This is a genomic window from Enterobacter asburiae (assembly GCF_007035645.1).
Taxonomy (GTDB): domain Bacteria; phylum Pseudomonadota; class Gammaproteobacteria; order Enterobacterales; family Enterobacteriaceae; genus Enterobacter; species Enterobacter asburiae_B.
In genome coordinates this window covers 2,122,480-2,147,306 of record NZ_AP019632.1, presented here as the reverse complement: position 1 = coordinate 2,147,306, position 24,827 = coordinate 2,122,480, and the positions used below count along the sequence as shown (strand labels likewise).

The 24,827-nt window shown below is 57.1% G+C and carries 21 protein-coding genes; 16 read left to right on the top strand and 5 right to left on the bottom strand.

Going from position 1 to position 24,827, the window contains the following annotated elements; genetic code table 11:
- Nucleotides 1-203 precede the first annotated feature (203 nt).
- The 11 genes from bdm to FOY96_RS10100 all read left to right on the top strand — a co-directional run bounded on the left by bdm (nucleotide 204) and on the right by FOY96_RS10100 (nucleotide 13,415).
- A complete protein-coding gene (bdm, locus tag FOY96_RS10155) occupies nucleotides 204-419 on the top strand; it encodes a biofilm-dependent modulation protein (protein WP_013096534.1) in 216 nt (71 codons plus the stop codon).
- A 95-nt stretch (nucleotides 420-514) separates the two neighbouring features.
- On the top strand, nucleotides 515-652 hold the full coding sequence (gene sra / locus FOY96_RS10150) for a stationary-phase-induced ribosome-associated protein (RefSeq protein WP_008501714.1): 138 nt from the start codon (nucleotides 515-517) through the stop codon (nucleotides 650-652).
- A 176-nt stretch (nucleotides 653-828) separates the two neighbouring features.
- Complete coding sequence (locus tag FOY96_RS10145; protein WP_039262819.1) at nucleotides 829-2,526, top strand: NAD-dependent malic enzyme; 1,698 nt, start codon at nucleotides 829-831, stop codon at nucleotides 2,524-2,526.
- 705 nt (nucleotides 2,527-3,231) lie between these two features.
- Nucleotides 3,232-4,944 (top strand): ABC-F family ATP-binding cassette domain-containing protein, encoded by a 1,713-nt coding sequence (locus FOY96_RS10135; RefSeq protein WP_143346962.1) that lies wholly within the window; start codon nucleotides 3,232-3,234, stop codon nucleotides 4,942-4,944.
- Between the two features lie 196 nt (nucleotides 4,945-5,140).
- Entirely contained in the window at nucleotides 5,141-6,151 is a 1,011-nt protein-coding gene (adhP, locus tag FOY96_RS10130) for an alcohol dehydrogenase AdhP (RefSeq protein ID WP_033145630.1), read from the top strand.
- 149 nt (nucleotides 6,152-6,300) lie between these two features.
- The gene (locus FOY96_RS10125) at nucleotides 6,301-7,920 is read left to right on the top strand and encodes a TIGR04028 family ABC transporter substrate-binding protein (RefSeq protein ID WP_143346961.1); all 1,620 of its coding nucleotides are present in this window, start codon (nucleotides 6,301-6,303) and stop codon (nucleotides 7,918-7,920) included.
- 10 nt (nucleotides 7,921-7,930) lie between these two features.
- Nucleotides 7,931-8,875 (top strand): ABC transporter permease, encoded by a 945-nt coding sequence (locus FOY96_RS10120; protein ID WP_024909556.1) that lies wholly within the window; start codon nucleotides 7,931-7,933, stop codon nucleotides 8,873-8,875.
- Nucleotides 8,872-9,720, top strand: coding sequence for an ABC transporter permease (locus FOY96_RS10115; RefSeq protein WP_047060936.1), 849 nt, complete (start codon nucleotides 8,872-8,874; stop codon nucleotides 9,718-9,720). The genes FOY96_RS10120 and FOY96_RS10115 overlap by 4 nt, the downstream gene beginning before the upstream one ends.
- Entirely contained in the window at nucleotides 9,720-11,327 is a 1,608-nt protein-coding gene (locus FOY96_RS10110; RefSeq protein WP_143346960.1) for a dipeptide ABC transporter ATP-binding protein, read from the top strand. The genes FOY96_RS10115 and FOY96_RS10110 overlap by 1 nt, the downstream gene beginning before the upstream one ends.
- Entirely contained in the window at nucleotides 11,324-12,313 is a 990-nt protein-coding gene (locus tag FOY96_RS10105) for a putative FMN-dependent luciferase-like monooxygenase (RefSeq protein ID WP_126327653.1), read from the top strand. Before FOY96_RS10110 ends, FOY96_RS10105 begins: the two co-directional genes overlap by 4 nt.
- 10 nt (nucleotides 12,314-12,323) lie before the next feature.
- Entirely contained in the window at nucleotides 12,324-13,415 is a 1,092-nt protein-coding gene (locus tag FOY96_RS10100; protein ID WP_143346959.1) for an alkylhydroperoxidase domain protein, read from the top strand.
- Nucleotides 13,416-13,421: 6 nt separating this feature from the next.
- Here FOY96_RS10100 and araJ read toward each other — a convergent pair whose 3' ends face one another.
- Nucleotides 13,422-14,597 (bottom strand): MFS transporter AraJ, encoded by a 1,176-nt coding sequence (gene araJ / locus FOY96_RS10095; protein WP_033145636.1) that lies wholly within the window; start codon nucleotides 14,595-14,597, stop codon nucleotides 13,422-13,424.
- Between the two features lie 166 nt (nucleotides 14,598-14,763).
- On the opposite strand from araJ, the gene ppk2 reads away from it, so the two are divergent.
- From ppk2 to FOY96_RS10080, 3 genes are all read left to right on the top strand, one after another.
- Nucleotides 14,764-15,582, top strand: a complete 819-nt coding sequence (ppk2, locus tag FOY96_RS10090) for a polyphosphate kinase 2 (protein WP_143346958.1) — start codon at nucleotides 14,764-14,766, stop codon at nucleotides 15,580-15,582.
- 101 nt (nucleotides 15,583-15,683) lie between these two features.
- A complete protein-coding gene (locus FOY96_RS10085; protein ID WP_048976763.1) occupies nucleotides 15,684-15,872 on the top strand; it encodes a hypothetical protein in 189 nt (62 codons plus the stop codon).
- Nucleotides 15,872-16,195 (top strand): CcdB family protein, encoded by a 324-nt coding sequence (locus FOY96_RS10080; protein WP_143346957.1) that lies wholly within the window; start codon nucleotides 15,872-15,874, stop codon nucleotides 16,193-16,195. The genes FOY96_RS10085 and FOY96_RS10080 overlap by 1 nt, the downstream gene beginning before the upstream one ends.
- A gap of 71 nt (nucleotides 16,196-16,266) precedes the next feature.
- On the opposite strand, the gene fdnI is transcribed toward FOY96_RS10080, so the two are convergent.
- From fdnI to fdnG, 3 genes are read right to left on the bottom strand one after another with little or no spacing between them, the layout of a single operon-like run.
- Nucleotides 16,267-16,923, bottom strand: coding sequence for a formate dehydrogenase-N subunit gamma (gene fdnI / locus FOY96_RS10075; protein WP_143346956.1), 657 nt, complete (start codon nucleotides 16,921-16,923; stop codon nucleotides 16,267-16,269).
- The gene (gene fdxH / locus FOY96_RS10070; protein WP_047060942.1) at nucleotides 16,916-17,800 is read right to left on the bottom strand and encodes a formate dehydrogenase subunit beta; all 885 of its coding nucleotides are present in this window, start codon (nucleotides 17,798-17,800) and stop codon (nucleotides 16,916-16,918) included. Before fdxH ends, fdnI begins: the two co-directional genes overlap by 8 nt.
- 11 nt (nucleotides 17,801-17,811) lie before the next feature.
- Nucleotides 17,812-20,859, bottom strand: a complete 3,048-nt coding sequence (gene fdnG, locus FOY96_RS10065) for a formate dehydrogenase-N subunit alpha (RefSeq protein WP_143347767.1) — start codon at nucleotides 20,857-20,859, stop codon at nucleotides 17,812-17,814.
- Nucleotides 20,860-21,080: 221 nt separating this feature from the next.
- Here fdnG and yddG point away from each other — a divergent pair, with 221 nt between their 5' ends.
- Together yddG and FOY96_RS10055 are read left to right on the top strand one after the other, a co-directional pair.
- A complete protein-coding gene (yddG, locus tag FOY96_RS10060) occupies nucleotides 21,081-21,959 on the top strand; it encodes an aromatic amino acid DMT transporter YddG (RefSeq protein WP_047060943.1) in 879 nt (292 codons plus the stop codon).
- A gap of 630 nt (nucleotides 21,960-22,589) precedes the next feature.
- Nucleotides 22,590-23,699, top strand: a complete 1,110-nt coding sequence (locus tag FOY96_RS10055; RefSeq protein WP_033145646.1) for a porin OmpC — start codon at nucleotides 22,590-22,592, stop codon at nucleotides 23,697-23,699.
- Between the two features lie 54 nt (nucleotides 23,700-23,753).
- Here FOY96_RS10055 and FOY96_RS10050 read toward each other — a convergent pair whose 3' ends face one another.
- Nucleotides 23,754-24,698, bottom strand: a complete 945-nt coding sequence (locus FOY96_RS10050) for a LysR substrate-binding domain-containing protein (RefSeq protein ID WP_143346955.1) — start codon at nucleotides 24,696-24,698, stop codon at nucleotides 23,754-23,756.
- Nucleotides 24,699-24,827: the final 129 nt, after the last annotated feature.

Here is a 24,827-nt window from a genome sequence, read left to right as displayed (position 1 = left end):
GATAGCAGGAGCTCCACCAAAATATCCCCGCCGTTACCCGTCGATATAGCCACACCTTTTAAAAGCGCATAAAAGCATGCACTTATGTCATTTTTATTTCTAAGATGAATCTGAACCACAACCGGGAAAATATTTGCCATTCTGTTTATGAATTAAATTTTTTGCGAGCCGTACCATTAAACAGACAACGACACGGAGGCAGCATGTTTACTTATTACCCGGCTAATACTGCAGCAGCACAACCTGAACTCGTTAACGCGATTGCGCAGGGTCTTCACGCCGAGCACGGTGCTGTGACTGAAGATGACATTTTGATGGAACTGACCAAGTGGGTGGAATCCACGGATAATGACATCCTCAGTGACATCTACCAGCAGACTATTAACTACGTCGTCAGCGGGCAAAACGCACCCTTGTAAAAACCTGCTAAGCTGGATCTGCAACCTAAGGGGTTACATTTCGTTTGCGTGAGCAAACTGGTCCTTAAAACTATCAACAGGATTGAGGAGTTAACATGAAATCGAACCGTCAGGCACGCCATATTCTGGGACTGAATTACAAGCTTTCAAATCAGCGTAAAGTGGTGATTGAAGGCGACCACGAAACGCAGGTCACTCACGCCACCGGCAGAAAACGCCACGCCGGCAAGTAAGTTCCAGACTGAGATCCAGAACACCATCGGTAATCCCGATGGTGTTTTTGTTTATGTGTTGCGGTAATTAATATTTAGCTCCTTTATAATACCGCCTGACCGCACCCCATCGCACAGGCCAGAAAGATGACAAACAGCAGTGTCAGGGACGGATCTTCATAAAAAGAGTGAGTGACATGGACAACAAACTGAAAAAACATCGTTCCTTATACATCCCATACGCCGGACCGGTTTTACTCGAATTCCCCCTGCTCAACAAAGGCAGCGCCTTCAGCATGGAAGAGCGCAGCAGCTTTAACCTGCTGGGTTTACTGCCCGAAGTGGTTGAAACCATTGAAGAACAGGCGGAGCGCGCGTGGATCCAGTATCAGGGTTTCAAAACCGAAATCGACAAGCACATCTACCTGCGCAACATTCAGGACACCAATGAAACCCTCTTCTATCGCCTGGTGCAGAACCATCTCGAAGAGATGATGCCGGTGATCTACACCCCGACGGTGGGTGCGGCCTGCGAGCGTTTCTCAGAGATCTACCGTCGTTCACGCGGGGTATTCATCTCCTATCAGAACCGTCACAACATGGACGATATTCTGCAGAACGTGCCAAACCACAATATCAAAGTGATTGTGGTGACCGACGGCGAACGTATTCTCGGCCTCGGCGACCAGGGCATTGGCGGGATGGGGATCCCAATCGGTAAACTCTCTCTCTACACCGCCTGCGGCGGCATCAGCCCGGCGTATACCCTGCCGGTGGTGCTGGACGTCGGGACCAACAACCAGCAGTTGCTCAACGATCCGCTCTATATGGGCTGGCGCCATCCGCGCATTACCGACGACGAGTACTATCAGTTTGTCGACGATTTCATTCAGGCCGTGAAGCACCGCTGGCCGGACGTTCTGCTGCAGTTTGAAGACTTCGCGCAGAAAAACGCGATGCCGCTGCTGAACCGCTATCGCGATGAGATCTGCTCCTTTAACGACGACATCCAGGGCACCGCGGCCGTGACCGTGGGTACGCTTATCGCTGCCAGCCGCGCAGCCGGCAGCCAGCTGAGCTACCAGAAAATCGTCTTCCTGGGCGCTGGCTCTGCGGGCTGTGGTATCGCCGAGCAGATCATCGCCCAGACGCAGCGCGAAGGCTTAAGCGAAGAGCTGGCCCGCTCCCGCGTCTTTATGGTTGACCGTTTCGGCCTGCTGACCGACGCTATGCCGAACCTGCTGCCGTTCCAGAACAAGCTGGTGCAGAAGCGCGATAACCTAAAAAACTGGGATACCGACAACGAAGTCCTTTCCCTGCTGGACGTGGTGCGCAACGTGAAGCCGGATATTCTGATCGGCGTTTCCGGGCAAACAGGCCTCTTCACCGAAGAGATCATTCGCGAGATGCACAAGCACTGCGAGCGCCCTATCGTGATGCCGCTTTCCAACCCGACCTCCCGCGTGGAAGCGACGCCTCAGGACATCATCGCGTGGACCGAAGGTAACGCGCTGGTCGCGACCGGCAGCCCGTTCGACCCGGTGGTGTGGAAGGATAAAACCTATCCGATCGCCCAGTGCAACAACTCTTACATCTTCCCGGGGATTGGTCTGGGCGTGATCGCCTCCGGCGCGTCCCGCATTACAGATGAGATGCTGATGTCGGCGAGCGAAACCCTCGCGGGCTACTCGCCGCTGGTCAACAACGGTGAAGGGCTGGTGCTGCCGGAGCTGAAAGACATTCACAAGGTGTCGCGCGCTATCGCGTTTGCGGTAGGTAAAATGGCGCAGCAGCAGGGCGTGGCGGTGAAAACCTCTGCCGACGCGCTGCAGCAGGCCATCGACGACAACTTCTGGAAACCTGAATACCGCAGCTATCGTCGTACCTCGATTTAATCCGCTCCGACCGGTCCCTCTCCCTTCGGGAGAGGGACTTTCAATAAATTCATTAACCAGTAGCGATTCAGATTCTCGAAGCGAAATGATTAACTTGCAGCCACGCCCTGGTCCGGCTGTAAATCGCCGAGGCGTTTCCTGCAGGCCGGGGCGAGGCGCAGGGATGCGCCGAGAGGGCGGGCTTTACAGGGATGTTACCTCCGCCCATCCCCGATAAGCCGGAAGGAATAAGCCGAGGGCACCGCGAAGCGGCGATTTACCGCCGGGAGCCCGGGTCGCCAGGGTGGTGGCGACTGAGCCACCCTGGCACGTTCACAGGTCATGTCGTTACAGAGTAGCAAGGAACATAAAGTGAACGGAATGACCACTACAGCCGTATGTTCCCCTCACCCTAACCCTCTCCCAAAGGGAGAGGGAATTAGATTCGCCCCCCACTAGCCAAACTCCTTTTCCCCCGCTACACTCCTTCCATCCATTAACCCACTGAATATATAAGGAGGCCAATTATGCTGTACTGTGAAATTTTCAATGTTTCACATACATTTGGTGATCGCACCAGCTCAAGCGTTATCGGTATCGTGCTGCGATAACTTCTGCTTGAGCGAAGACACCAACCCCTGAAATCCCTTCTCTCGGGCTTACTGAGTTATCGTCAGCGATGTTTGACGAGGCATAAACATGCCTGTAACTCTTGGGTAAGCAACAATGAGCACTTTACTCACTGCACAATCTTTACGCGTTGATACGGCGTTTGGCACGCTCTTCGACTCACTCTCCTTTACGCTGAAAAAAGGCGACCGCATTGGCCTGCTGGGCGACAACGGTTGCGGCAAAAGCACGCTGCTGAAGGTGCTGGACGGCACTGACTCCCCCGCCGCCGGAACGGTCGCGCTGGCCGGGCACTGCCTGATGGCGCGCGTGGAGCAACATCTCCCGGACGCCATTTTCCCGTTGACCATGCTGGATGCCGTACTCGCACAGCTGCCTTTAGCCGAGCGCGATAGCCTGCGCTGGAAAGCCGAAACGCTGCTGGCAGGCATGGGCTTCACGCCGCAGGATATGGCGCTGCAATCCGCCACGCTGAGCGGCGGACAGCACACGCGCCTGCTGCTGGCGCGGGCCCTGATTCACGAGCCGGATCTGCTCCTGCTCGATGAACCCAGCAACCACCTTGATTTGCCGACCATGCTCTGGCTGGAACACTTTCTGCAGAACTGGTCAGGCAGCTTCGTGCTGGTTTCGCACGACCGACAGCTGCTGGACGCCGTCACTAACGGCAGCTGGATCCTGCGCGATAAAACGCTGCACTACTTCGCCCTTCCCTGCACGGCCGCCCGCAAGGCGCTTGAAGCAAAGGATGAAAGCGACGCGCAGCGCCACAAGGCGGAGCAAAAGGAGATCGACCGCGTGACCGCCAGCGCGAAGCGGCTGGCGACCTGGGGCAAGGTTTACGACAACGAAGACCTGGCCCGCAAAGCCAAACAGATGGAAAAACAGGTCGAACGGCTGAAGGAGAGCCAGACGGCGCTCACGGCAGGCAGCCCGTGGACGTTAACCCTGCGCGGCGACGCGCTGCGGGCCGACCGTTTGCTGGAAATGGAGAATCTCGACGTTCCTCCTGCACCTGGCCTGCCGGCGTTATTCAGCATCGAAATGGCGCGGCTAAAAAGCGGCGATCGCGTGGCGATTGTCGGTCGTAACGGCTGCGGCAAATCGTCGCTGATGAGGCTTATCTGGCAACAGTTTGCCGATGAGTCCGCAAACAGCGGGTTGAAAATCCATCCGCGCGTGTCGCCAGGCTATTACGACCAGACGCTTCACCAGCTTGCGGACAACGCCACGCTGCTCGACGCGCTGGAGCCTTTCGCGCCGGATCCGCAGAACCGCAAAATGGCGCTGATAAGCGCGGGTTTCCCGTGGGCGCGTCACGGGCAAACGGTCAGCACGCTCAGCGGCGGCGAGCGCTCGCGCCTGCTGTTCGTTGGCCTGACGCTTGCCCGCTACAGCCTGCTGATGCTGGATGAGCCGACCAACCACCTCGACATGGAAGGCAAAGAGGCGCTGGCGCAAACCCTTCAGCAGTTTGAAGGCGGCGTCCTGCTGGTCAGCCATGATCGTCAGCTAATTAGCCAAAGCTGCAACCGTTTCTGGCTGATTGAAGAGGGAAAGCTGAGCGAGTGGCACGATGCAGAAGCGGTGTTTGAGCGCCTGCGTGAAAGCGCGGGGCTGGCGACATCCACCGCGCCCACCATCGACGCGGCGACGGTTCAACCCTCGCCGTATGACGATCTGCTCGAACGGCTGGTCGCGCTGGAAACGCTGCTGGAAGACGATCTGGCGCGTAAGCCGAAGCATCAAAAGCCGCAGCTGCAGGCGCAATGGCGTAAAGAGATTGAGGAGATAGAGGCACAGCTGTAAGTCTGCGCCCGGCGAGTCTCTCGTCGGGCCAGTATTTTCCCCCTAAATTATTAGAGGAACGCCGTATTCTTATTCTGAAAATGGATTAAATAATGACATTATGTTGCCGTTGCCTTGCATTACAGCGCCAAACCACTAATCCTTGAGGGGTATTACACCTGCTATGCAGATACTCATCATGAACAAGGAGATACACATGAAGGCTGCTGTTGTCACTCAGGATCATCAGGTCAATATCACCGAAAAAACCTTACGCCCGCTAAAGCACGGGGAGGCCCTGCTGAAGATGGAATGCTGTGGCGTATGCCATACCGATCTCCACGTGAAGAACGGTGATTTTGGCGATAAAACCGGGGTTATCCTGGGCCACGAAGGGATTGGTATCGTAAAAGAAGTCGGCCCCGGCGTGAAGTCGCTGAAAGTCGGCGACCGCGCAAGCGTGGCCTGGTTTTTTGAAGGCTGTGGCCACTGCGAATACTGTAATACCGGCAACGAAACCCTGTGCCGCGACGTGAAAAATGCCGGTTACTCCGTTGATGGCGGCATGGCGGAAGAGTGCATCGTCACCGCGGATTACGCGGTAAAAGTGCCGGACGGTCTGGAATCCGCTGCGGCCAGCAGCATCACCTGTGCCGGCGTTACCACCTACAAAGCGGTTAAGGTGTCCGGAATCAAACCAGGCCAGTGGATTGCGATTTACGGTCTGGGCGGGCTGGGCAACCTCGCGCTGCAATATGCCAAAAACGTCTTTAACGCCAAAGTCATCGCTCTCGACGTTAACGACGAACAGCTGAAGCTGGCGGCCAGCATGGGTGCGGATTTAACCATCAACTCCCGCAGCGAAGACGCCGCGAAAATTGTGCAGGAGAAAACCGGCGGCGCGCATGCCGCAGTCGTCACTGCCGTCGCAAAAGCGGCCTTTAACTCCGCCGTTGACGCCGTGCGTGCCGGTGGCCGCGTGGTCGCCGTTGGCCTGCCGCCGGAAGCGATGAGCCTCGACATTCCGCGTCTGGTGCTGGACGGCATCCAGGTGGTGGGTTCCCTGGTCGGCACCCGTCAGGATCTGCAGGAAGCCTTCCAGTTCGCCGCTGAAGGTAAGGTGGTGCCGAAAGTCACGATGCGTCCAATCGAGGACATCAACGCCATCTTTAAAGAGATGGAACAGGGCCAGATCCGCGGCCGTATGGTGATCGACCTACGTTCATAATCGTTCATCTTTCATTACCGCTCCTCGCTGGGGCGGTTTTTTTATAGCCATTTTCCGGCAATCCTTATCTTAATTCCTTGGTTCCCTTGTTTTCCCCCGCGCCCGATGATGAATCCGACGCTAACAAGAAGATAACAAAGGAATTCACCATGCAAATCCCATTTCGTCTGCCGCTGCTGACGGCGCTGATTCTGGCGACAACCGCAGCCTGGGCCGCAGATGCGCCCGTCAAAGGCGGCACGCTGATTTATCTGGAGCAACAGGCGCACACCAATCTCTATCCGCCTGCCGGTGGCTTTTACCCGAACGGCGGCATTTTGAATCAAATCACCGACAAGCTGACGTGGCAGAACCCAAAGACGCTGCAGGTGGAACCCTGGGTGGCCGAAAGCTGGACCACCAACGCCGATAAAACCGAATACACCTTTAAGCTTCGTCCCGGCATCACCTTCTCCGACGGCACGCCGCTGGACGCCAACGCCGTGGCGAAAAACTTTGATACCTACGGTTTAGGCAATAAGGCGCAGCGCCTGCCGGTGTCAGAAGTGATCAATAACTACGATCGCAGCGAAGTCATCGACCCGCTGACCGTGAAGTTCTACTTCAAAAAACCGTCGCCGGGGTTCCTGCAGGGCACCGCCACCATTGGCTCGGGGCTGGTCTCGCTCAGCACGCTGAAGCGCAACTTCGAAGAGCTGGGAGATGCCCGCCACATCATTGGTTCCGGCCCGTTTGTGGTGAAGGACGAGAAGCTGGGTCGTGAAGTGACGCTCGAAGCCCGCAAAGACTACCAGTGGGGGCCGAAAAACCTGACGCAACAGGGGCCAGCCAATCTCGATGGCATCAAGTTTATCGTGACCCAGGAAGACAGCGTGCGCGTCGGCGCCCTGCTGGCGGGTCAGGCCGACTTTATTCGCCAGGTACAGGCGTATGACGAAAAGCAGGCGACCGATCAGGGCTATAAGATCTACGCCGCCCCGACGCGCGGGGTGAACGACAGCATCAGCTTCCGCCCGGATAACCCGCTGGTCTCCGATATTCGCGTTCGCCAGGCGCTGCTGCATGCCACCAATGCAAAACAGGTGGTCGAGACCCTCTTCTCGGCCAACTATCCGCAGGCGAAGTCCGTGATTGCGGGTTCCGCCGCAGGCTTTGTCGATCTCAGCGACAAATTGACCTTTGACCCGGCAAAAGCCAACCAGCTGCTGGACGAGGCGGGCTGGAAAGCAGGCGGCGACGGGATCCGCGCCAAAGACGGCCAACGTCTGGCGCTGACGGTGTATGAATCCCTGCCGCAGCCGCAAAACAAAGAGGTGCTGCAGCTGGTTGCCCAGCAGTGGCGCCAGGTGGGCGTGGCGCTGAGCGTCAAAGCCGGAGACGCAGGCAGCCGCACGCTGGATAACCTTGACCCGCTGAAAACCCCGTTAACCGTCTCCGAAGTGGGCCGCGCCGATCCGGACGTGGTGAAAAGCATGTTCTACCCGGCTAACCGCGACGCGCTGCTGCAAAAAGGCGGATCCAGCGACAAGGTCAAAAACTTCCGTGACGACAGGCTGAATGCGCTGCTGGTGAACATTTCGGCTGAGGTCGACCCGCAAAAACGCCTGCAGCTGACGGGAGACGCCCAGCGCTACCTGCTGGATAACGCCTACGTCATTCCGATTTTCGAGGAGCCGCAGGTCTTCGCCGGTGCGCCGTGGCTGAAAGGCGTCAATTTTGAAGCGGTAGGCCGCCCGTCGTTCTACGGCGCGTGGATTGAGAAACACTGAGGAGCTGACGATGCGCCACGCACTTCTTCAACGCTTTGGGCACGGGCTGCTGGTGCTGTGGGCCGCCTTTACCCTCTCGTTCGTGTTGCTCCAGGTGCTGCCGGGCGACGCGGTGCTGATTAAATTTCAGAACCCGGACCTGGGCTTAAGCCCGGCGCAAATCGAGGAGATGCGCGTGGCCTACGGCGCGGACAGCCCGCTGTGGCAACAATACGGCCACACGCTGCTGGCGATGCTGCGCGGGGATTTCGGCTATTCGCTACAGGCCGGCGTGCCGGTCAGCGAGCTGATTGCCAGCAATCTGCCGGATACCCTGAGCCTCGCCCTGCCCGCGTTTGTACTCGCGGTCCTGCTGGCCTTTGCGCTGGCCTTTGCATCACGTCTGCCGGGTCTGCGCTGGCTGAGCAATACCCTTCAGTCTCTGCCGGTCCTGTTTATCTCCTTACCGACGTTCTGGCTGGGGATTGCCCTCATCCAGCTTTTTTCTTTTCAGCTGCGGCTGATCCCGGTGATTAACCCGACGCCGCTGCAGGGGCTGATCCTGCCGATCGTGACCGTCGCGATCCCGATCTCCGCCCCGCTGGCGCAAATTCTGATGCGCAGTCTGGACCAGGTGGCGACGCAGCCGTTTGTCGCCGTCGCCCGTGCCAAAGGGCTGAGTGAAACCGCCGTCCTGTGGCGTCACGTCACCGGCAACGCCCTGCTGCCGGTCCTGAACATTGCCGGGCTGCTGCTGGGCGAGCTGATTGCCGGGGCGCTGATCACCGAAACCGTTTTTGGCCGCAGCGGGCTCGGGCAGCTGACCCAGCAGGCGGTGAATAACCAGGATATCGCCGTACTTCAGGCGGTAGTGATGATTTCCGCCCTCGGTTTTGTCCTGATCAATCTGCTGGTGGATCTGCTGATGCCGCTGCTGGATCCCCGTCTGCAAACCGTTACCGGAGGTGCATCATGAGTCTGGTCGATTACGCGGCCGCCGCGCGAAAACGCGTTCCTGCCTGGCAGGGCGTGGAATGGCAGCCGGGACTGTGGCTGGCATGGGGGGTGATTATTCTCGCCGCTTTTGCCGCCGTAGCGCCCGGCCTGTTAACCCACTACAGCCCGATTGAGGGCATCGCCGGGGCACAGCGCCTGGCACCGCAGGCGGGACACTGGCTCGGGACCGATCAGCTTGGCCGCGATGTTTACACGCGTATTGTCTACGGTGCATCACACTCCCTGAGCGCGGCGCTGGCCGCCGTGACGATGGGGCTGGTGGTCGGTACCGGTTTAGGGGTGATCGCCGGGGCGTTCGCCGGACGCGTCGAGTCTCTGCTGATGCGCTTCGTCGACGTGTTGCTCTCCATCCCGTCTCTGCTGCTCTCGCTGACGGTGATTATTCTGCTCGGGTTTGGCACCGTTAACGCCGCGATTGCCGTCGGCGTTGCCTCCATTGCCAGCTTCGCCCGCCTCGCGCGCGGTGAAGTCGTGCGTATCCGCCATACGGATTATGTCGAAGCGGCGTTCGGCAGCGGCGGGACGTTTTTCGCCGTGCTGTGGCGACACATCCTGCCCAACGCGTTAACCGCCGTCCTCGCCTTTGCCACGCTGCAGTTTGGTCAGGCCATCCTGGCGCTCTCCACGCTGAGCTTTCTCGGCTACGGCACCCCGCCGCCGGTGCCGGAATGGGGCTTGTTGATTGCCGAAGGCCGTAACTATCTCTCTACCGCCTGGTGGCTCACCACCTTCCCCGGCGTCGTCGTCATCGCCGTGGTGCTGGCCACCAACCGTATCAGCCAACAGTTCAGCGGAGGTCGCTAATGACCGTTCTCTCAGTGGAAAATTTGACGATTAGCTACCGTACCGCGCGCCAGTGGCGAGAGGTGGTGCATAACGTCAGCTTCACGCTCGGACGAGGGGAAATGCTGGCGTTCGTCGGCGAATCCGGATCCGGCAAGACGACCACGGCGCAGGCGATCATTGGCCTGCTGGCCGATAACGCCCGGCGCGATGCGGGAAAAATATCGCTCAACGGCGAGGAGATTAGCCGATGGTCCGCGAAGCGTCTCGATACCCTTCGCGGCGCGAGAATTAGCCTGGTACCGCAGGATCCGGGTAATTCGCTCAACCCGGTGAAGACCATCGGGGCGCAGGTCGGAGAGATCGTTCAGCTCCACCAGAAGGTGACCCGCGCCGAGCGCGACGAGCAGGTGCTCGCCCTGCTGACAAAGGTCGGCCTGAGCCATCCCGAACAGCGCATGACGCAGTATCCCCATCAGCTCTCCGGCGGGATGAAACAACGCGTGCTAATTGCCATCGCGATAGCGCTGCGCCCGGACGTGATCGTTGCCGATGAGCCCACCAGCGCGCTGGATGTGACGGTGCAAAAACGTATTCTCGATCTGCTGGATATCCTGCGCCGGGAGTCGGGTACCGCCGTTCTGTTTGTCACCCACGATCTGGCGCTGGCCGCACAGCGCGCGGACAGGCTGCTGGTGTTTCGCGATGGCGAGGTTCAGGAACAGGGCAACACCGCCGATATCGTCCGCACGCCGCAGCACGCCTACACCCGCCAGCTGTTGAGCGATCTCCAGGGCCAGCGCCTGACCATCGCCCCGGTAGCCGGTCTCCCGCTCGCGTCGCCGGCCATTCGCGCCCGCGCCATCAGCAAGCAATTCTCCCTGGGCAAAGGTCATCAGCTTCAGGCGCTGGATCGGGTGACGTTTGACGTCAGGCGCGGCAGCACGCACGCGCTGGTCGGTGAATCCGGCTCCGGGAAAACCACCCTCGCCCGTATTTTGCTCGGTTTTGAACAGGCCGACAGCGGACAGGTCATTATTGATGATATTGATGCCACCGCGCTCAGCCGCGAGGCCCGCCGTCAACTGCGCCAGAAGATCCAGTTCGTCTACCAGAACCCGTTTGCCTCTCTCAACCCGCGACAGACGCTGTTCGAGATCATCGAGGAGCCCCTGAAGAACTTTTCTCACCTCAGTAAGGCGGAGCGAAAGCTCCGGGTGGAGACGGTGGCGCAGCGGGTTGCCCTGCCCGTCGAATTCCTGACCCGCACCGCCCGGGAGCTTTCAGGCGGACAGCGGCAGCGCGTTGCCATTGCCCGGGCGCTGATCCTGGAGCCGACCATTCTGGTGCTGGACGAAGCCACCTCCGCGCTGGACGTCACCGTGCAGGCGCAGATCCTGGCTCTGCTTCAGCAGCTGCAGCAGCAGCTGGGACTGACCTACCTCTTTATCACGCACGATCTGTCAACCGTCCGCCGGATCGCTCACAGCGTCACGGTGCTTCGCGGCGGTCAGGTGGTCGAACAGGGCGACGTCGGAACCTTATTCGCGTCGCCGCAGAACGACTATACCCGCGAGCTGATTGACGCCATTCCCCATTTTTCACCCGCTACGGAGGAGTTCGCATGACGCGAAAACGCCTGGGATTTTTCACCCGCCTGCTCGACGACGCTGCGCCGAAGGAGCGCTATCGTCTGGCAACTGAACAGATCCGCCACGCCGAACGCCACGGTTTTGACAGCGCCTGGATTGCCCAGCACCACTTTCATGAAAGTGAAGGCGGCCTGCCGTCGCCGCTGCTGTTTCTGGCGCACGTAGCCGCGCATACCGAAACCATCCGGCTGGGCACGGCCATCATCACCCTGCCGATGGAAAACCCGCTGCGCGTCGCGGAAGATGCCGCCGTGCTCGATTTACTCGCCGATGGTCGTCTTGAGGTCGGTTTTGGTTCGGGCGGCACACCGACCTCATTTCTGCCGTTCGGCCTGACGTTTGAGGAGCGCGGCGCGGCCTTTGCTGACCATTTGCATGTGATCCAAAGCGCCTGGCGCGGGGATTCGCTTACCCATCCGGATAACCACCTTTACCCGCCTGCGCCACAGCTGGCCGACCGTATCTGGATTGCCACCTTCTCTGTTGACGGAGCCGTTCGCGCCGCCCGGGCCGGACACGGTTTAATGCTCTCCCGCACGCAGCCGCGCCCGGCAGACCGGCTGGATTTAACGCTCGACGAGATCCAGAACCCGATTGTGGATGCCTACCTTGAGGCGCTGCCTGCGGGCATCGCACCGCGCATTCTGGCCTCCCGTACGGCGTTCGTCGCCGACAGCGACGACTATGCGCTCAGGGTCGCAACGCCGGGCCTCACGAAACAGGCCCAGCAGCATCGCGCTGCCGGGCACGTGGTTAAAGGTGACAACGTCACTGATTATCGCCGCCAGTTTGACGCGCATATTGGTTCGCCCGACACGGTGCTGCATTCGCTGAATGCTGATTCCATTCTCAGGCGCGCCACGGATATCTCATTCCAGGTCCATTCGGTCGAACCCTCGCATCGCGACACGCTGCGGTCCATCGAACTGATCGCCGAACGTATTGCCCCCCACATCCTTTGAGGAGACACCTATGTCGTTAAGTCAGGACATTCTCGCCGAGCTGGCGGAAATTAAACCCGGTTCCCCTCTGGCAGAGGCGCGCGCCACGCGTGATGCCGCCACGCGCCACGCGCAGGGCAGCTACGAAATCCTGTTTAGCCAGCAGGATGCTGATTTTGCACTCGACGAGCGCTTCGCCGTGGCGGCAAAAGTCGCCAGGTGGCACAGCGCGGAGGCGCTGGCCGCGCACTATGCGGGGTTTGGCCTGGCCGATCCCACCTCAGAACGCCTGACCCCGGCGCTGAACTTCGCGCGCCTGCTGACGTTCTCCCCCGTCGAAGCGACGCCCGCAGCGTTAAAGGCGCTGACCCAGGCGGGATGGAGCAAGGAAGGCATTGTTACCCTGGCGCAGCTTATTGCGTTTGTGAGCTTCCAGAGCCGACTCATCACCGGGCTGCGGCTGCTGAATGACAGGCCCGTCGCCAAAAGCGATGCGCCGGTGGCGGCAGGCATCTGGCACACGACCGCAACAACGGTCACCGGAAAGGCGGCCCCCGTCGCGTTCACCCAGCAGGAGCTGGGATGGGAACCGTGGATAGCGGCCAAACCGCTGGCGGATTTCCGTGACGATGAGGTTGCCATCCTGGCGAAATTTGGCCATACCGATTCCGAGTACTTCCGCCTGCTGGCGCGCAACCTGCCGGTGCTTGAACAGCGCACGTTAACGGATAAAGGCATTTTTTATACATCGGGGGGATTGCCGCGCGCCGAGCGCGAGCTGGCCGCAACGGTCGCCAGTAAAATCAACGGCTGCATTTACTGCGCATCTGTCCATGCGCGTAAAGCCAGCCAGCTGTCAAAGGATGACGCGGCGGTAGAGGCCCTGCTGGCCGTGCGGCCGGGGCGGTCCCTGAGCGAGGGGCAATCCGCACGCTGGCAGGCGGAAATCGATTTTGCGGCGGCGCTGTCGGTCACGCCGCCTGCCGCCACGCCGCTGCACCTTGCCGCGCTGGAAAAAGAGGGGCTGGATACCTTAGCGCAACTCGATCTGGTGCAATCCGCCGCGTTCTTCGTCTGGGCCAACCGCCTGATGCTGACCCTGGGTGAGCCCTGGCTTGCCTGAAGCCTGTCAGGCTAGCGCGCGAGCGTTAGCCTGAGCCCGTCTGGCCCGCAGGTGACCGTAGATCAGCAGTGCACTCATGGCCGAGAAAGAAAGTATTGCCGCCGGCAGCGTGACGTAACGCCAGCTAAAGCCGAGGACAATCATCATTCCGCCAAAGTACGCGCCAATCGCACTGCCGAGATTAAACGCCATCTGTCCCCCTGCCGCCCCCAGCATCTCACCGCCCTTCGCATTTTGCAGAAGCAGAATTTGTAGCGGCGCAGAGAGCGCGAACAGCCCGGCACAGCAGATAAAGCCCATGATCAGCGAGGCCGTTTTCAGTTCACCAAAGGCGAAAAGCAGCAGCAGCGAGGCGACAATCACCATGTCGGTGGTGGCCGCAATGCGCAGCGGGCTAAAACGCCCCGAGAGCTTACCGCTCAACAGATTGCCCAACACCATGCCAAGCCCCATCAGCATCATGATGGCCGTCATCATCCCTTCTGAATAACCGGAGACGTTGACCATAAAAGGCTTAACGAAGCTGAACCACGCGAACACCCCGGCGTTGCCAAACATGGTGGCGGCAAAGATCAGCCAGGGTTCTGGTTTTTTCAGAAAGTGGAACTGCTCGGTTAATTTGATTTCTGATGTGTCGCGGATGTCCGGCACCCAGAGCAGAACCGAAAGGATCACCAGCGCATCGAACACGGCAATCAGAAAAAAGGTATAACGCCAGCTGAACTGGTGCCCGAGCCAGGTCCCCAGCGGAACGCCCATCAGGTTGGCCACGGTCATACCGGCGATCATCCCAGCCACCGCGACCGTCACCTTACCCGGAGGCGCAATTTTAGACAGGATAATCGCCCCGACGCCAAAAATAGCCCCGTGCGGAAAGCCGGAAATCAGCCGCCCCACCGCCAGCCAGAAATAGGACGTGGAAAACGTGAACAGGGCATTGCCGACCGCGGACATCGCCACCAGAAACAGCAGCGTGGTTTTTAACGAAAACTTGCCTGAGAACAGCGCCACAATCGGGGCGCCAATCACCACGCCGAACGCATAAAACGAGATCATATTCCCGGCGGAGGGAATCGAAATACCGGTGTCATGTGCCAGCTCGGTTAACACGCCCATAATGCCAAATTCGGCCATTCCCAGGCCAAATGTGCCAAGCGCCAACGAAAAAATTGTCTTTTTCATACTTCAACCACTGGTTAATCACACGCGACGGACATTATTGAATAATCTTGTATGGTGAGCCAGTTCAAATCCGTTGGCTGGCAGGTTAATCCATTAATTCAGGTGGATTACACTTCATAGTGCGGCCTCGCTTTTTTCCGCGCCGGACAATCTGAGGATGACCATCATGGGAAGCAAAAAGAAAACCAGTGTCGCTGTTGATGTCGTAAAGAATGCTCCGTTAAAGACCAAAGAGTACGAACAAGAGCTACGTCGCCTCCACGTTGAACTGGTTAAGCTCCAGCAGTGGGTTGTCGCCAAAGGGCTAAAGGTGTGTATTGTTTTTGAAGGACGCGACGGAGCGGGTAAAGGCGGCACCATTAAAGCGATCACCGAGCGCGTCAGCCCTCGCGTGTTTCGCGTTGTTGCCCTCCCTGCACCCACCGAGAAAGAGAAAACCCAGCTCTATTTTCAGCGTTATGTTCCCCATCTACCTGCCGCCGGGGAGATCGTCATTTTCGACCGCAGCTGGTACAACCGCGCGGGCGTCGAGCGGGTAATGGGATTCTGCACCCCCGAGCAGGTTGAAAAGTTTCTAGATGGTGCGCCGGTGATGGAAAAAGCGATGGTGGATGCCGGGATTATCCTGCTGAAATACTGGCTGGAGGTTACGCCTAAAGAGCAGGAGCGCCGCCTGCGCGACCGTATTAACGATGGTCGTAAAATCTGGAAGCTATCGCCGATGGATATTAAATCCTTTAACCAGTGGGACGAGTATACCCTCGCGCGCGACGCCATGTTTGAAGCGACAGATACCGCCTGGGCGCCGTGGTTTGTAGCGCGTTCGGAAGATAAAAAACGCGTGCGCCTGAATATTATTTCGCACCTGCTCACCCAAATTCCCTATAAAGAAATTCACGTCGAAAAAGTGGATTTACCGAAACGTAAAATTGGTAAAGTCAAACCCACAAAATATCCGTTCCGGTATGTGGAGGAGCGGTTCTGAAATTACTGGAATACGCCTCGCAGAATGTAGATTACTAGGGGATACGGTATTGTTTTTTGTTGGCTGCGGTTGATAATGACCGCACCAACAAAGGAGATACTATGACATACCCAGCAGAGCACACACCCTCCCAACGCATAAAATCGGCAAAACCGTCGAGCAACACCGCACCAGACTCCGCTGACCCGCGTCAGCCATCAGAAGCGGATCGTTCATTTATTCGCTCAATGAATGAGTTTGTCGAAAAACATGGAACCATTACTGATGATGAGTTTTTCAGGGTGCTTTAATGCTGAGACAATTTAATGTTTTCCGAAATACATCTGCGGCCACCCGGGATAAGCTTCCCTATTATATGCTCATTCAGGATGATTGTTATGATGATCTTGCCACGCGCGTCATTGTGCCACTCGCGAGAAATAATAAATTACCGTTATGGCAGAGCCATCTGGCTCCAGGCGTAAATATCGATTTTGAAACATTTCTGTTTTATTCGCCAATGATAACCAACCTTAACAATAACAAAATAAATCCTAAAGACTTTGTTTGTAACTTACGCCACGCACGTCATGACGTTATAGCGGCAGTTGATCGTTTATTGACTAATACATGACGCCAGCCGGTCAGGCATTTGCCCTGTCTGCGCAAACTCAGCGCCGCCGGGCAAAGCCGACGGCGCAGGTCTTACTTCATTCCTTCCGTGCTTTCCTGTTTCGCTTCCAGTCGTTCCACTTCACGATACCAGCGCGGGTGGTGTTTCTGCGCCCAGCGGCGGCTCACCTTCCCTTCAATCATCCCTTTAATCGATCCCTTTACCCAGAACGCCATATACATATGGATCAGGATGGCGTGGATCAGAATGATGGCCGAGGTGGCGTGGATCAGCAGCGCGTAGCGAATCACCTGAATCGGAAAATAGTGCGCAAAATACGGACGCCAGATAATCACGCCGGTCACCAGAAGCACAAAAATCATGATCATGATGGTCCAGAACATCATCTTCTGCCCGGCGTTGTATTTCCCCACCTTCGCGACCTTATGCTCGTTGCCCTTCAGGACTTCGACGATCCCTTTCACCCACGGGATATCCTGCCTGTCCGGGATGTTGTGGTGGACAAAGCGCACGAACATAAACATCAGCACCACGAAAATCAGCACGCCGAAGAACGGGTGCAGAATGCGCCCCATCTGCGGCGTGCCGAAGGTTTCGGTCAGCCACTGCAGCGTCGGGAAGAAGAACGAAATCCCCGACACCGCCACCAGGAAGAAGCAAATCACGACCGTCCAGTGACAGGCGCGGTCAACAAACTTCGTGCGCACGATCGTTTTCGACTTACTCATGATGCTCCTCCTCGTCCTCATCCACCTCTTTGTTTGGCCCGATACCGATGTAGTGATAAATCAGCCCGGCAAAGGTGGCGATAAAGCCCGCCGCCGAAAGCGGCTTAAGCGCCCCTTTCCAGAGGTTGATGGAGGTATCGATCGCCGGATCCTTCGGCAGGTTGTGGTACAGCTCCGGCTGGTCGTTATGGTGCAGCACATACATCACGTGCGTACCGCCCACGCCCTGCGGGTTATAAATGCCCGCATTCTCGTAGCCGCGCGCTTTCAGCTTGTCCACTCGCGCCTGCGCCACGTCCAGCATCTCTTTTTTAGTGCCGAAGTGGATCGCCCCTGTCGGGCAGGTTTTCACACACGCAGGCTCCTGCCCGACGCTGACGCGGTCCACGCACAGGGTGCATTTGTATACCCGGTTATCCTCTTTATTGAGGCGCGGGATATTAAACGGACAGCCCGCGATGCAGTACCCGCAGCCGATGCAGTTGTCCTGCTGGAAGTCGACGATACCGTTGGCGTACTGAATAATCGCGCCGGCAGACGGGCACGCCTTCAGGCAGCCCGGATCTTCACAGTGCATACAGCCGTCTTTACGGATGAGCCATTCCAGCCTGCCGTTCTGGTCGGTTTCGCTAAAGCGCATCACCGTCCAGGATTTGGCGCTCAGATCCGCCGGATTGTCGTAGACCCCCACGCAGTGCCCCACCTCGTCGCGGATATCGTTCCACTCCGAGCAGGCCACCTGGCAGGCCTTACAGCCCACGCAGGAGGAGACGTCGATAAGCTTGGCAACCTCTGCCTTATAGTCCCGCGCGCGGGGCGCGGGGGTAATCGGGTTGGTCGCGGAGCGTTTGATAACGTCTTGTGTTTCCATCGCCATTGAATCGCTCCTTACGCTTTCTCGATGTTGACCAGAAACGCCTTGTACTCCGGCGTTTGCGAGTTGGAATCGCCGACGTTTGGCGTCAGGGTATTGGCGATGTAGCCTTTCTGCGCCACGCCCTCAAAGCCCCAGTGCAGCGGGATCCCGACGGTTTCCACCTGCTGGCCGTGCACGTTCAGGCTTTGGAGACGACGCGTCACCACCGCCACCGCGCGAATAAAGCCGCGCTTGCTGCTTACCTTCACGCGGTCGCCGTTGGCGATGCCTTTCGCCTTCGCCAGCGTCTCGCTGATCTCCACAAACTGTTCCGGCTGCGCGATGGCGTTAAGCCGCGCGTGCTTGGTCCAGGTGTGGAAATGCTCGGTCAGGCGATAGGTCGTCCCTACGTACGGGAACTTGTCCTTTTTGCCTAAGCGCAGGACGTCGTCTTCGTAGATACGCACCACCGGGCTTGAGACCACGTTCGGATGCAGCGGGTTGGTGCCGAGCGGCGTTTCCATCGGCTCGTAGTGTTCCGGGAACGGCCCTTCCGCCAGCTTGTTGAGGGCAAACAGGCGTCCCAGCCCTTCCGGCTGCATGATGAATGGCCCGGTGTTGCTGCCCGGCGCGGCGGTGTTGTAGTCCGGGATATCGTTCCCCGCCCACTTCGCCCCGTTCCACTGGATCAGCATGCGTTTCGGATCCCACGGCCTGCCGTTTACGTCTGCAGACGCGCGGTTGTACAGCACGCGACGGTTCAGCGGCCACGCCCATGCCCAGCCCAGCGTATTGCCCAGCCCGGACGGGTCGGCGTTGTCGCGGTTGGCCATCTGGTTGCCCTGCTCCGTCCAGCTGCCGGTGTAGATCCAGCAGGACGACGCCGTCGTGCCGTCATCGCGCAGCAGCGCGAAGCTGTTCAGCAGCTGGCCTTTCTTAGCCACCAGGTTGCCGCTGGCGTCATAGAGATCCGCCAGCGCCACGCCGTTGTTCTCTTTGGCGACTTCCTCTGACTCAGGATGGTCAGGCTGCCTGTAGCTCCAGCCCATCTTCAGCAGCGGCTCAGCGCCCTTGCCGCCTTCGGTGCGGTACATTTCGCGCAGGCGATGGTAAATCCCGGCCAGGATTTCGCCGTCGTTACGCGCTTCGCCCGGCGCATCCTGGCCTTTCCAGTGCCACTGCAGCCAGCGGCCAGAGTTAGCGATTGAACCGTCCTCTTCCGCAAAGCAGGTGGACGGCAGGCGGAACACTTCGGTCTGAATCGACGCCGGATCGACATCGTTCGATTCCCCGTGGTTCTGCCAGAAGGTTGACGTTTCGGTCACCAGCGGATCGATAACCACCATGTACTTCAGCTTGCTCAGGCTGCGAACGACTTTGTTCTTGTCCGGGAAGGAGGCCACCGGGTTAAAGCCCTGGCAGATATACCCCGTGACGTCGCCCTTATCCATCATGTTGAAATACTTGATGACGTCGTACGCCTGATCCCACTTCGGCAGCCACTCAAAGCCCCAGTCGTTCTCCTTCTGCGCCGCGTCGCCGTAGAAGGATTTCATCAGGCTGACGTAGAACTTCGGATAGTTGCTCCAGTAGTTCACCTGATCCGGCAGCGTTGCTTTCGGCGTATTGGCCTCAAGATACGTTTGCAGATCCGCCTGCTTTTCCGACGGCAGCGTCAGGTAGCCGGGCAAGCTGGTGGAGAGCAGACCGAGGTCGGTCAGCCCCTGAATGTTGGAGTGACCGCGCAGCGCGTTTACGCCGCCCCCCGCCATGCCCATGTTGCCGAGCAGCAGCTGGATCATCGCCATGGTGCGGATGTTCTGCGCGCCGACGGTGTGCTGCGTCCAGCCCAGCGCGTAGAGGAACGTGGTGGTTCTGTCGGCGGCGCTGGTGGAGGCAAGCACTTCACACACCTTCAGGAAGTCCGCTTTCGGCGTGCCGCAGATGTTTTCCACCACCTCCGGCGTATAGCGGGAAACGTGCTGTTTCAGCAGGTTCCACACGCAGCGCGGGTGCGTCAGGCTTTCATCACGCAGCGCGTAGCCGTTTTCATCGAACTGATAGTTCCAGGACGTTTTATCGTACTGGCGCTTTTCGGCGTCATAGCCGCTAAACAGCCCGTCATCGAAGGCAAAATCATCCCGCACCAGCAGGTTCGCGTTGGTGTAGTGCTTAACGTATTCCGCGTTAATTTTGTTGTTTTCGATCAGGTACAGCAGCACGCCGGACAGGAACGTAATGTCCGTACCGGAGCGGATCGGCGCATAGATATCGGCCACCGATGCCGTACGCGTAAAGCGCGGATCGACGACGATAAGCGTCGCATCGTTGTTATTTTTCGCTTCCATCGCCCAGCGGAACCCCACCGGATGAGCTTCAGCGGCGTTACCGCCCATCACCACCACGACGTTAGCGTTTTTGATATCAACCCAGTGGTTGGTCATCGCACCGCGACCAAATGTTGGAGCAAGACTTGCTACCGTTGGTCCGTGTCAGACGCGCGCCTGGTTGTCTACCGCCAGCATGCCGAGAGAGCGCACAAATTTTTGCGTCAGCATGCCGGTTTCATTACTCGCCGCAGACGCGCACAGCATCCCGGTGGAAAGCCAGCGGTTAACCGTTACGCCCTGGGCGTTCTTTTCAATAAAGTTGGCGTCGCGGTCGGCTTTCATTAATTTGGCAATACGGGAGAAGGCCTCATCCCAGGAGATACGCTGCCACTTGTCGGAACCCGGCGCGCGGTATTCCGGGTAGCGCAGGCGGTTTTCGCTGTGAACGTAGTCCAGCAGCCCCGCCCCTTTCGGGCAAAGCGCCCCGCGGCTCACCGGATGATCCGGATCCCCTTCAATATGGTAAATCGCTTCTCTGGCGTTCTTCGCGCCATCGCCCAGGCTATACATCAAAAGCCCACAACCTACGGAGCAGTATGTGCAGGTGTTACGGATCTCTTTCGCGCGCAGCAGCTTATAGTTGCGTGCCTGAGCCAGCGCCATTTTGGGAGCAAATCCCAGCATGGCTGCCGTTGTTCCGGCCATACCGCCCGCGCAGATTTTAAAAAATTGTCTGCGGCTGACGTCCATTGTTGTCCTCGTTTTCATATAAGACTTCGCGCCGCAAACTAACAGCAAAGCCCCTGTTTTTTTTGCGTCAAATCAAGGTCATCTGCCTTCACCCCCTTAATAGTCACCCCCGGAACCTTTAAATACTCCTTTTTGATTAACGGTTTAAGAGAATAATTGGCGACAGCGTCAGGATGAATGCGATACATTTTTCCTCTGATTTTTATTGCAATGGCGAAGTAATGGACAGAAAGAGAGCAACGCTTATTGGGCTGGCGGCAATACTGCTATGGAGCACCATGGTAGGCCTTATTCGAAGCGTGAGTGAGGGACTGGGCCCGGTAGGCGGTGCGGCGATGATCTACACCCTCAGCGGATTACTGTGTCTGGTGACGGTAGGATTTCCTGATATCAGGCGGTTTTCACCCCGCTATCTTATTGCCGGCAGCGTTTTATTTGTCAGCTACGAAATATGCCTGGCGCTGTCGCTGGGCTATGCCGCAACGCGATCGCAGGCTATTGAAGTGGGCATGGTCAATTACCTTTGGCCAAGCCTGACCATTGTGTTTGCCATCTTGTTCAACGGGCAGAAATCGACCCTGTGGGTGATCCCCGGCTTAGCCGTCTCATTGCTGGGCGTCTGCTGGGTATTGGGCGGAGAACAGGGTTTACATCTTGATGAAATAACCCGCAACATCGTTTCCAGCCCGCTGAGCTACGCGCTGGCGTTTGCCGGGGCATTTATCTGGGCCGCCTACTGCACGGTCACCAGCAAATTTGCGAAAGGACAAAACGGCATTACCCTGTTTGTTTTGCTGACCGCGCTGAGCCTGTGGGTGAAATATTTCCTGAGCGATCAGCCCGAGATGGTGTTCACGCTTCCGGTGATGGTGAAACTGGTCATGTGCGGTATTGCGCTTGGGTTTGGTTACGCCGCATGGAATATTGGCATCCTTCACGGTAACGTCACGGTACTCGCTGCCGTATCCTATTTTACCCCTGTCCTCTCCGCCGCGCTTGCCGCCGCAGTGCTGAGTTCGCCCCTCTCATTCTCGTTCTGGCAAGGCGCGCTGATGGTCTGCGCCGGGTCGTTGCTCTGCTGGTACGCAACAAGAAAATAATGCTTCTCTAACGGCCGGGCGAATTTCAGCCCGGCAACATAATTAACATAAATTTAAAGTGTGATCGCTCCTCGGAATATTTATCATAATTATCGCATTTCCGTTTAAATTCGGTTTATATTTGCCGTCTTCTGTAAACGGCCGAAAAGATAATTGACACAAACTGACAACACCATGAAATTAATTAACTGCGAATATTAACGTCATGGATAGCATTAAATGCAATAATTCATTTCTGACGTGTTCATGGCAATATTCGCAATATACGTCGTGATTTACCCCTAACCTACTGTTCTTAAGTCAAAACAATAATAATAACCCCCTCAAAGCATCGACAATACCGAAATCTAACGCAATAGACTAAAACACGCAGAAATTATAGCGATAGCAATAGTCCCGCAGAATACACAATTATTAATCGTATGAAATTCGGTCGCATTGTTTGAACAATCGCCTTTTTGCACGATCGAGATCACACTAATTGAAATTATCTCTAATATTTTGAAACTTATTATTGAAATAAGACTACGAGATTTTTAAAAATAGCATGCCATTGACGAACAGCCTCGTTTAGAAATCGTTTACAGTGGTTCAGGAAATACTCAAAAAAAATTATAAGGAACATTTAAGATGAAACTTAAATTAGTTGCAGTGGCAGTCACTTCCATGCTGGCAGCAGGCGTTGTTAACGCTGCCGAAATTTACAACAAAGACGGTAACAAGCTGGATCTGTACGGTAAAGTAACAGGTCTGCACTATTTCTCTGATGACGCTGGCGCAGATGGCGATAAAACCTACATGCGTATCGGCTTCAAGGGCGAAACTCAGGTTAACGACCAGCTGTCCGGCTACGGCCAGTGGGAATACCAGATTCAGGGTAACAAAGACGAAGGCGACAACCAGTCCTGGACCCGTGTGGCGTTTGCCGGTCTGAAGTTTGCTGAAGCAGGCTCCTTTGATTACGGTCGTAACTACGGCGTAATTTACGACGTGACCTCCTGGACCGACGTTCTGCCAGAATTCGGCGGCGACACCTACGGTGCCGACAACTTCCTGCAGTCTCGTGCAAACGGCGTTGCGACCTACCGTAACCAAGACTTCTTTGGTCTGGTTGACGGCCTGAACTTTGCTCTGCAGTATCAGGGCAAAAACGGCAGCGTAAGCGGTGAAAACACCAGCGGTCGCAGCCTGCTGAACCAGAACGGCGACGGCTACGGCGCGTCCCTGACTTACGATCTGGGTGAAGGCTTCAGCGTGGGTGGCGCAATGTCCTCTTCACGTCGTACCGCTGACCAGAATGCGGCTGGCGTATACGGTGAAGGCGACCGCGCTGAAGTGTACAGCGGTGGTGTGAAATACGACGCAAACAACATTTACCTTGCTGCACAGTACTCTCAGACCTATAACGCAACCCGCTTCGGTACCTCTAACGGTAATCGCAGCGACATCTACGGTTTTGCAAACAAGGCGCAAAACTTCGAAGTTGTGGCTCAGTATCAGTTCGACTTTGGCCTGCGCCCATCCATCGCTTACCTGCAGTCCAAAGGTAAAGACATCGAAAACTTCGGCGACCAGGATCTGGTTAAATACATCGATGTTGGCACAACCTACTATTTTAACAAAAACATGTCCACCTACGTGGATTACAAAATCAACCTGCTCGACGACAACCAGTTCACTCGCCAGGCAGGCATCGGTACCGACAACATCGTTGCGCTGGGTCTGACCTACCAGTTCTAAATCTTGTCTGTACAAAAGCCAGCTGAATAAGCTGGCTTTTTTTATCCGTCACTTTTACCCGGCTGACGGCTCCCCGCTCGCCGCCCGACGCAGCCAGTTTTGCAGCAGCTTACCGTCCTCGGTCATCTCCGAATCCGAACGCACGCAGAGGTGATAGTCGCGCCCGTCATCAATGGGTAAGTCAAATATCTTCACCAGTTCGCCGCTCTCAAGATAAGGCGCGATCAGCGGCTCGCGCATCAGCGCGCAGCCCAGCCCGGCCTGCACGCCCGCCAGCGTTAACAGCCCGTCTTCAAACAGGGGGCCGCTGCGCCGCAGAGCTCGTTTTACCCCCTGCAGCAGAAACCACTGCGGCCACGTGGTGCGCTCCTCATCATGCAGCAGCGGCATTTGCAGCAGTTGCTCAGGCGTGTCGATATGGCCATGAATGCGCAAAAACGCGCGGCTGCACACCGGCACCATCTGTCCGGAAATCAGCTTTTCGCTCTGATAGCCCGCCCACTGGCCGTTACCAAAACGAATCGACATATCCGACGCATCGCTCAGATAGTTACGATGGTTGGCATACACTACGTTGATCTCGGTCTGCGGATTGGCACGCATAAAATCAGGCAGACGCGGGATAAACCACCCCATGCCAAAAAGCGGGATCAGGCTGATGGTGACCTGACGCGTTTGCGCCTGCCCGGCCAGATGCTCCGTTGCCTGGCGCAGCACGTTAAACGCCGCACGGATCGAACGGTAATATTCCCGTCCGTGCTGGCTCAGCACCAGCCTGCGCCCCTGACGCGCCGTCAGCGGCATTTGCAGATACCCTTCGAGCACCTTGAGCTGATGGCTGACCGCCGATGGTGAGATATCCAGCTCCTGCGCGGCAAGCGTGACGCTGCCCAGCCGGGCGATGGCCTCAAAGGCACGGACGGCCCGAAGCGGCGGATCGTTTGCCAGACGGCTGTCTGCATACGCAGGCAAACCCGCCGATTGTTCTGTTTTATTCATATGTTGATTTCTTTAGGCTTTTCACCTGAAAACGTGATTACATTATCTTTATATAAATCATTAAGATAAAACAATATCGGTTTATCATAAGAAATAATATATGTGTATTTTACAATTAAATTCATTTAT

Coding starts and splice junctions, on each gene's coding strand:
- fdnI (WP_143346956.1), bottom strand. CDS start 16,923: ATGAGTAAGTCGAAAACGATCGTGCGCACGAAGTTTGTTGACCGCGCC.
- adhP (WP_033145630.1), top strand. CDS start 5,141: ATGAAGGCTGCTGTTGTCACTCAGGATCATCAGGTCAATATCACCGAA.
- FOY96_RS10110 (WP_143346960.1), top strand. CDS start 9,720: ATGACCGTTCTCTCAGTGGAAAATTTGACGATTAGCTACCGTACCGCG.
- fdxH (WP_047060942.1), bottom strand. CDS start 17,800: ATGGCGATGGAAACACAAGACGTTATCAAACGCTCCGCGACCAACCCG.
- FOY96_RS10055 (WP_033145646.1), top strand. CDS start 22,590: ATGAAACTTAAATTAGTTGCAGTGGCAGTCACTTCCATGCTGGCAGCA.
- sra (WP_008501714.1), top strand. CDS start 515: ATGAAATCGAACCGTCAGGCACGCCATATTCTGGGACTGAATTACAAG.
- FOY96_RS10115 (WP_047060936.1), top strand. CDS start 8,872: ATGAGTCTGGTCGATTACGCGGCCGCCGCGCGAAAACGCGTTCCTGCC.
- FOY96_RS10135 (WP_143346962.1), top strand. CDS start 3,232: ATGAGCACTTTACTCACTGCACAATCTTTACGCGTTGATACGGCGTTT.
- bdm (WP_013096534.1), top strand. CDS start 204: ATGTTTACTTATTACCCGGCTAATACTGCAGCAGCACAACCTGAACTC.
- yddG (WP_047060943.1), top strand. CDS start 21,081: ATGGACAGAAAGAGAGCAACGCTTATTGGGCTGGCGGCAATACTGCTA.
- FOY96_RS10125 (WP_143346961.1), top strand. CDS start 6,301: ATGCAAATCCCATTTCGTCTGCCGCTGCTGACGGCGCTGATTCTGGCG.
- ppk2 (WP_143346958.1), top strand. CDS start 14,764: ATGGGAAGCAAAAAGAAAACCAGTGTCGCTGTTGATGTCGTAAAGAAT.
- FOY96_RS10050 (WP_143346955.1), bottom strand. CDS start 24,698: ATGAATAAAACAGAACAATCGGCGGGTTTGCCTGCGTATGCAGACAGC.
- FOY96_RS10100 (WP_143346959.1), top strand. CDS start 12,324: ATGTCGTTAAGTCAGGACATTCTCGCCGAGCTGGCGGAAATTAAACCC.
- FOY96_RS10080 (WP_143346957.1), top strand. CDS start 15,872: ATGCTGAGACAATTTAATGTTTTCCGAAATACATCTGCGGCCACCCGG.
- FOY96_RS10105 (WP_126327653.1), top strand. CDS start 11,324: ATGACGCGAAAACGCCTGGGATTTTTCACCCGCCTGCTCGACGACGCT.
- FOY96_RS10120 (WP_024909556.1), top strand. CDS start 7,931: ATGCGCCACGCACTTCTTCAACGCTTTGGGCACGGGCTGCTGGTGCTG.
- FOY96_RS10085 (WP_048976763.1), top strand. CDS start 15,684: ATGACATACCCAGCAGAGCACACACCCTCCCAACGCATAAAATCGGCA.
- araJ (WP_033145636.1), bottom strand. CDS start 14,597: ATGAAAAAGACAATTTTTTCGTTGGCGCTTGGCACATTTGGCCTGGGA.
- FOY96_RS10145 (WP_039262819.1), top strand. CDS start 829: ATGGACAACAAACTGAAAAAACATCGTTCCTTATACATCCCATACGCC.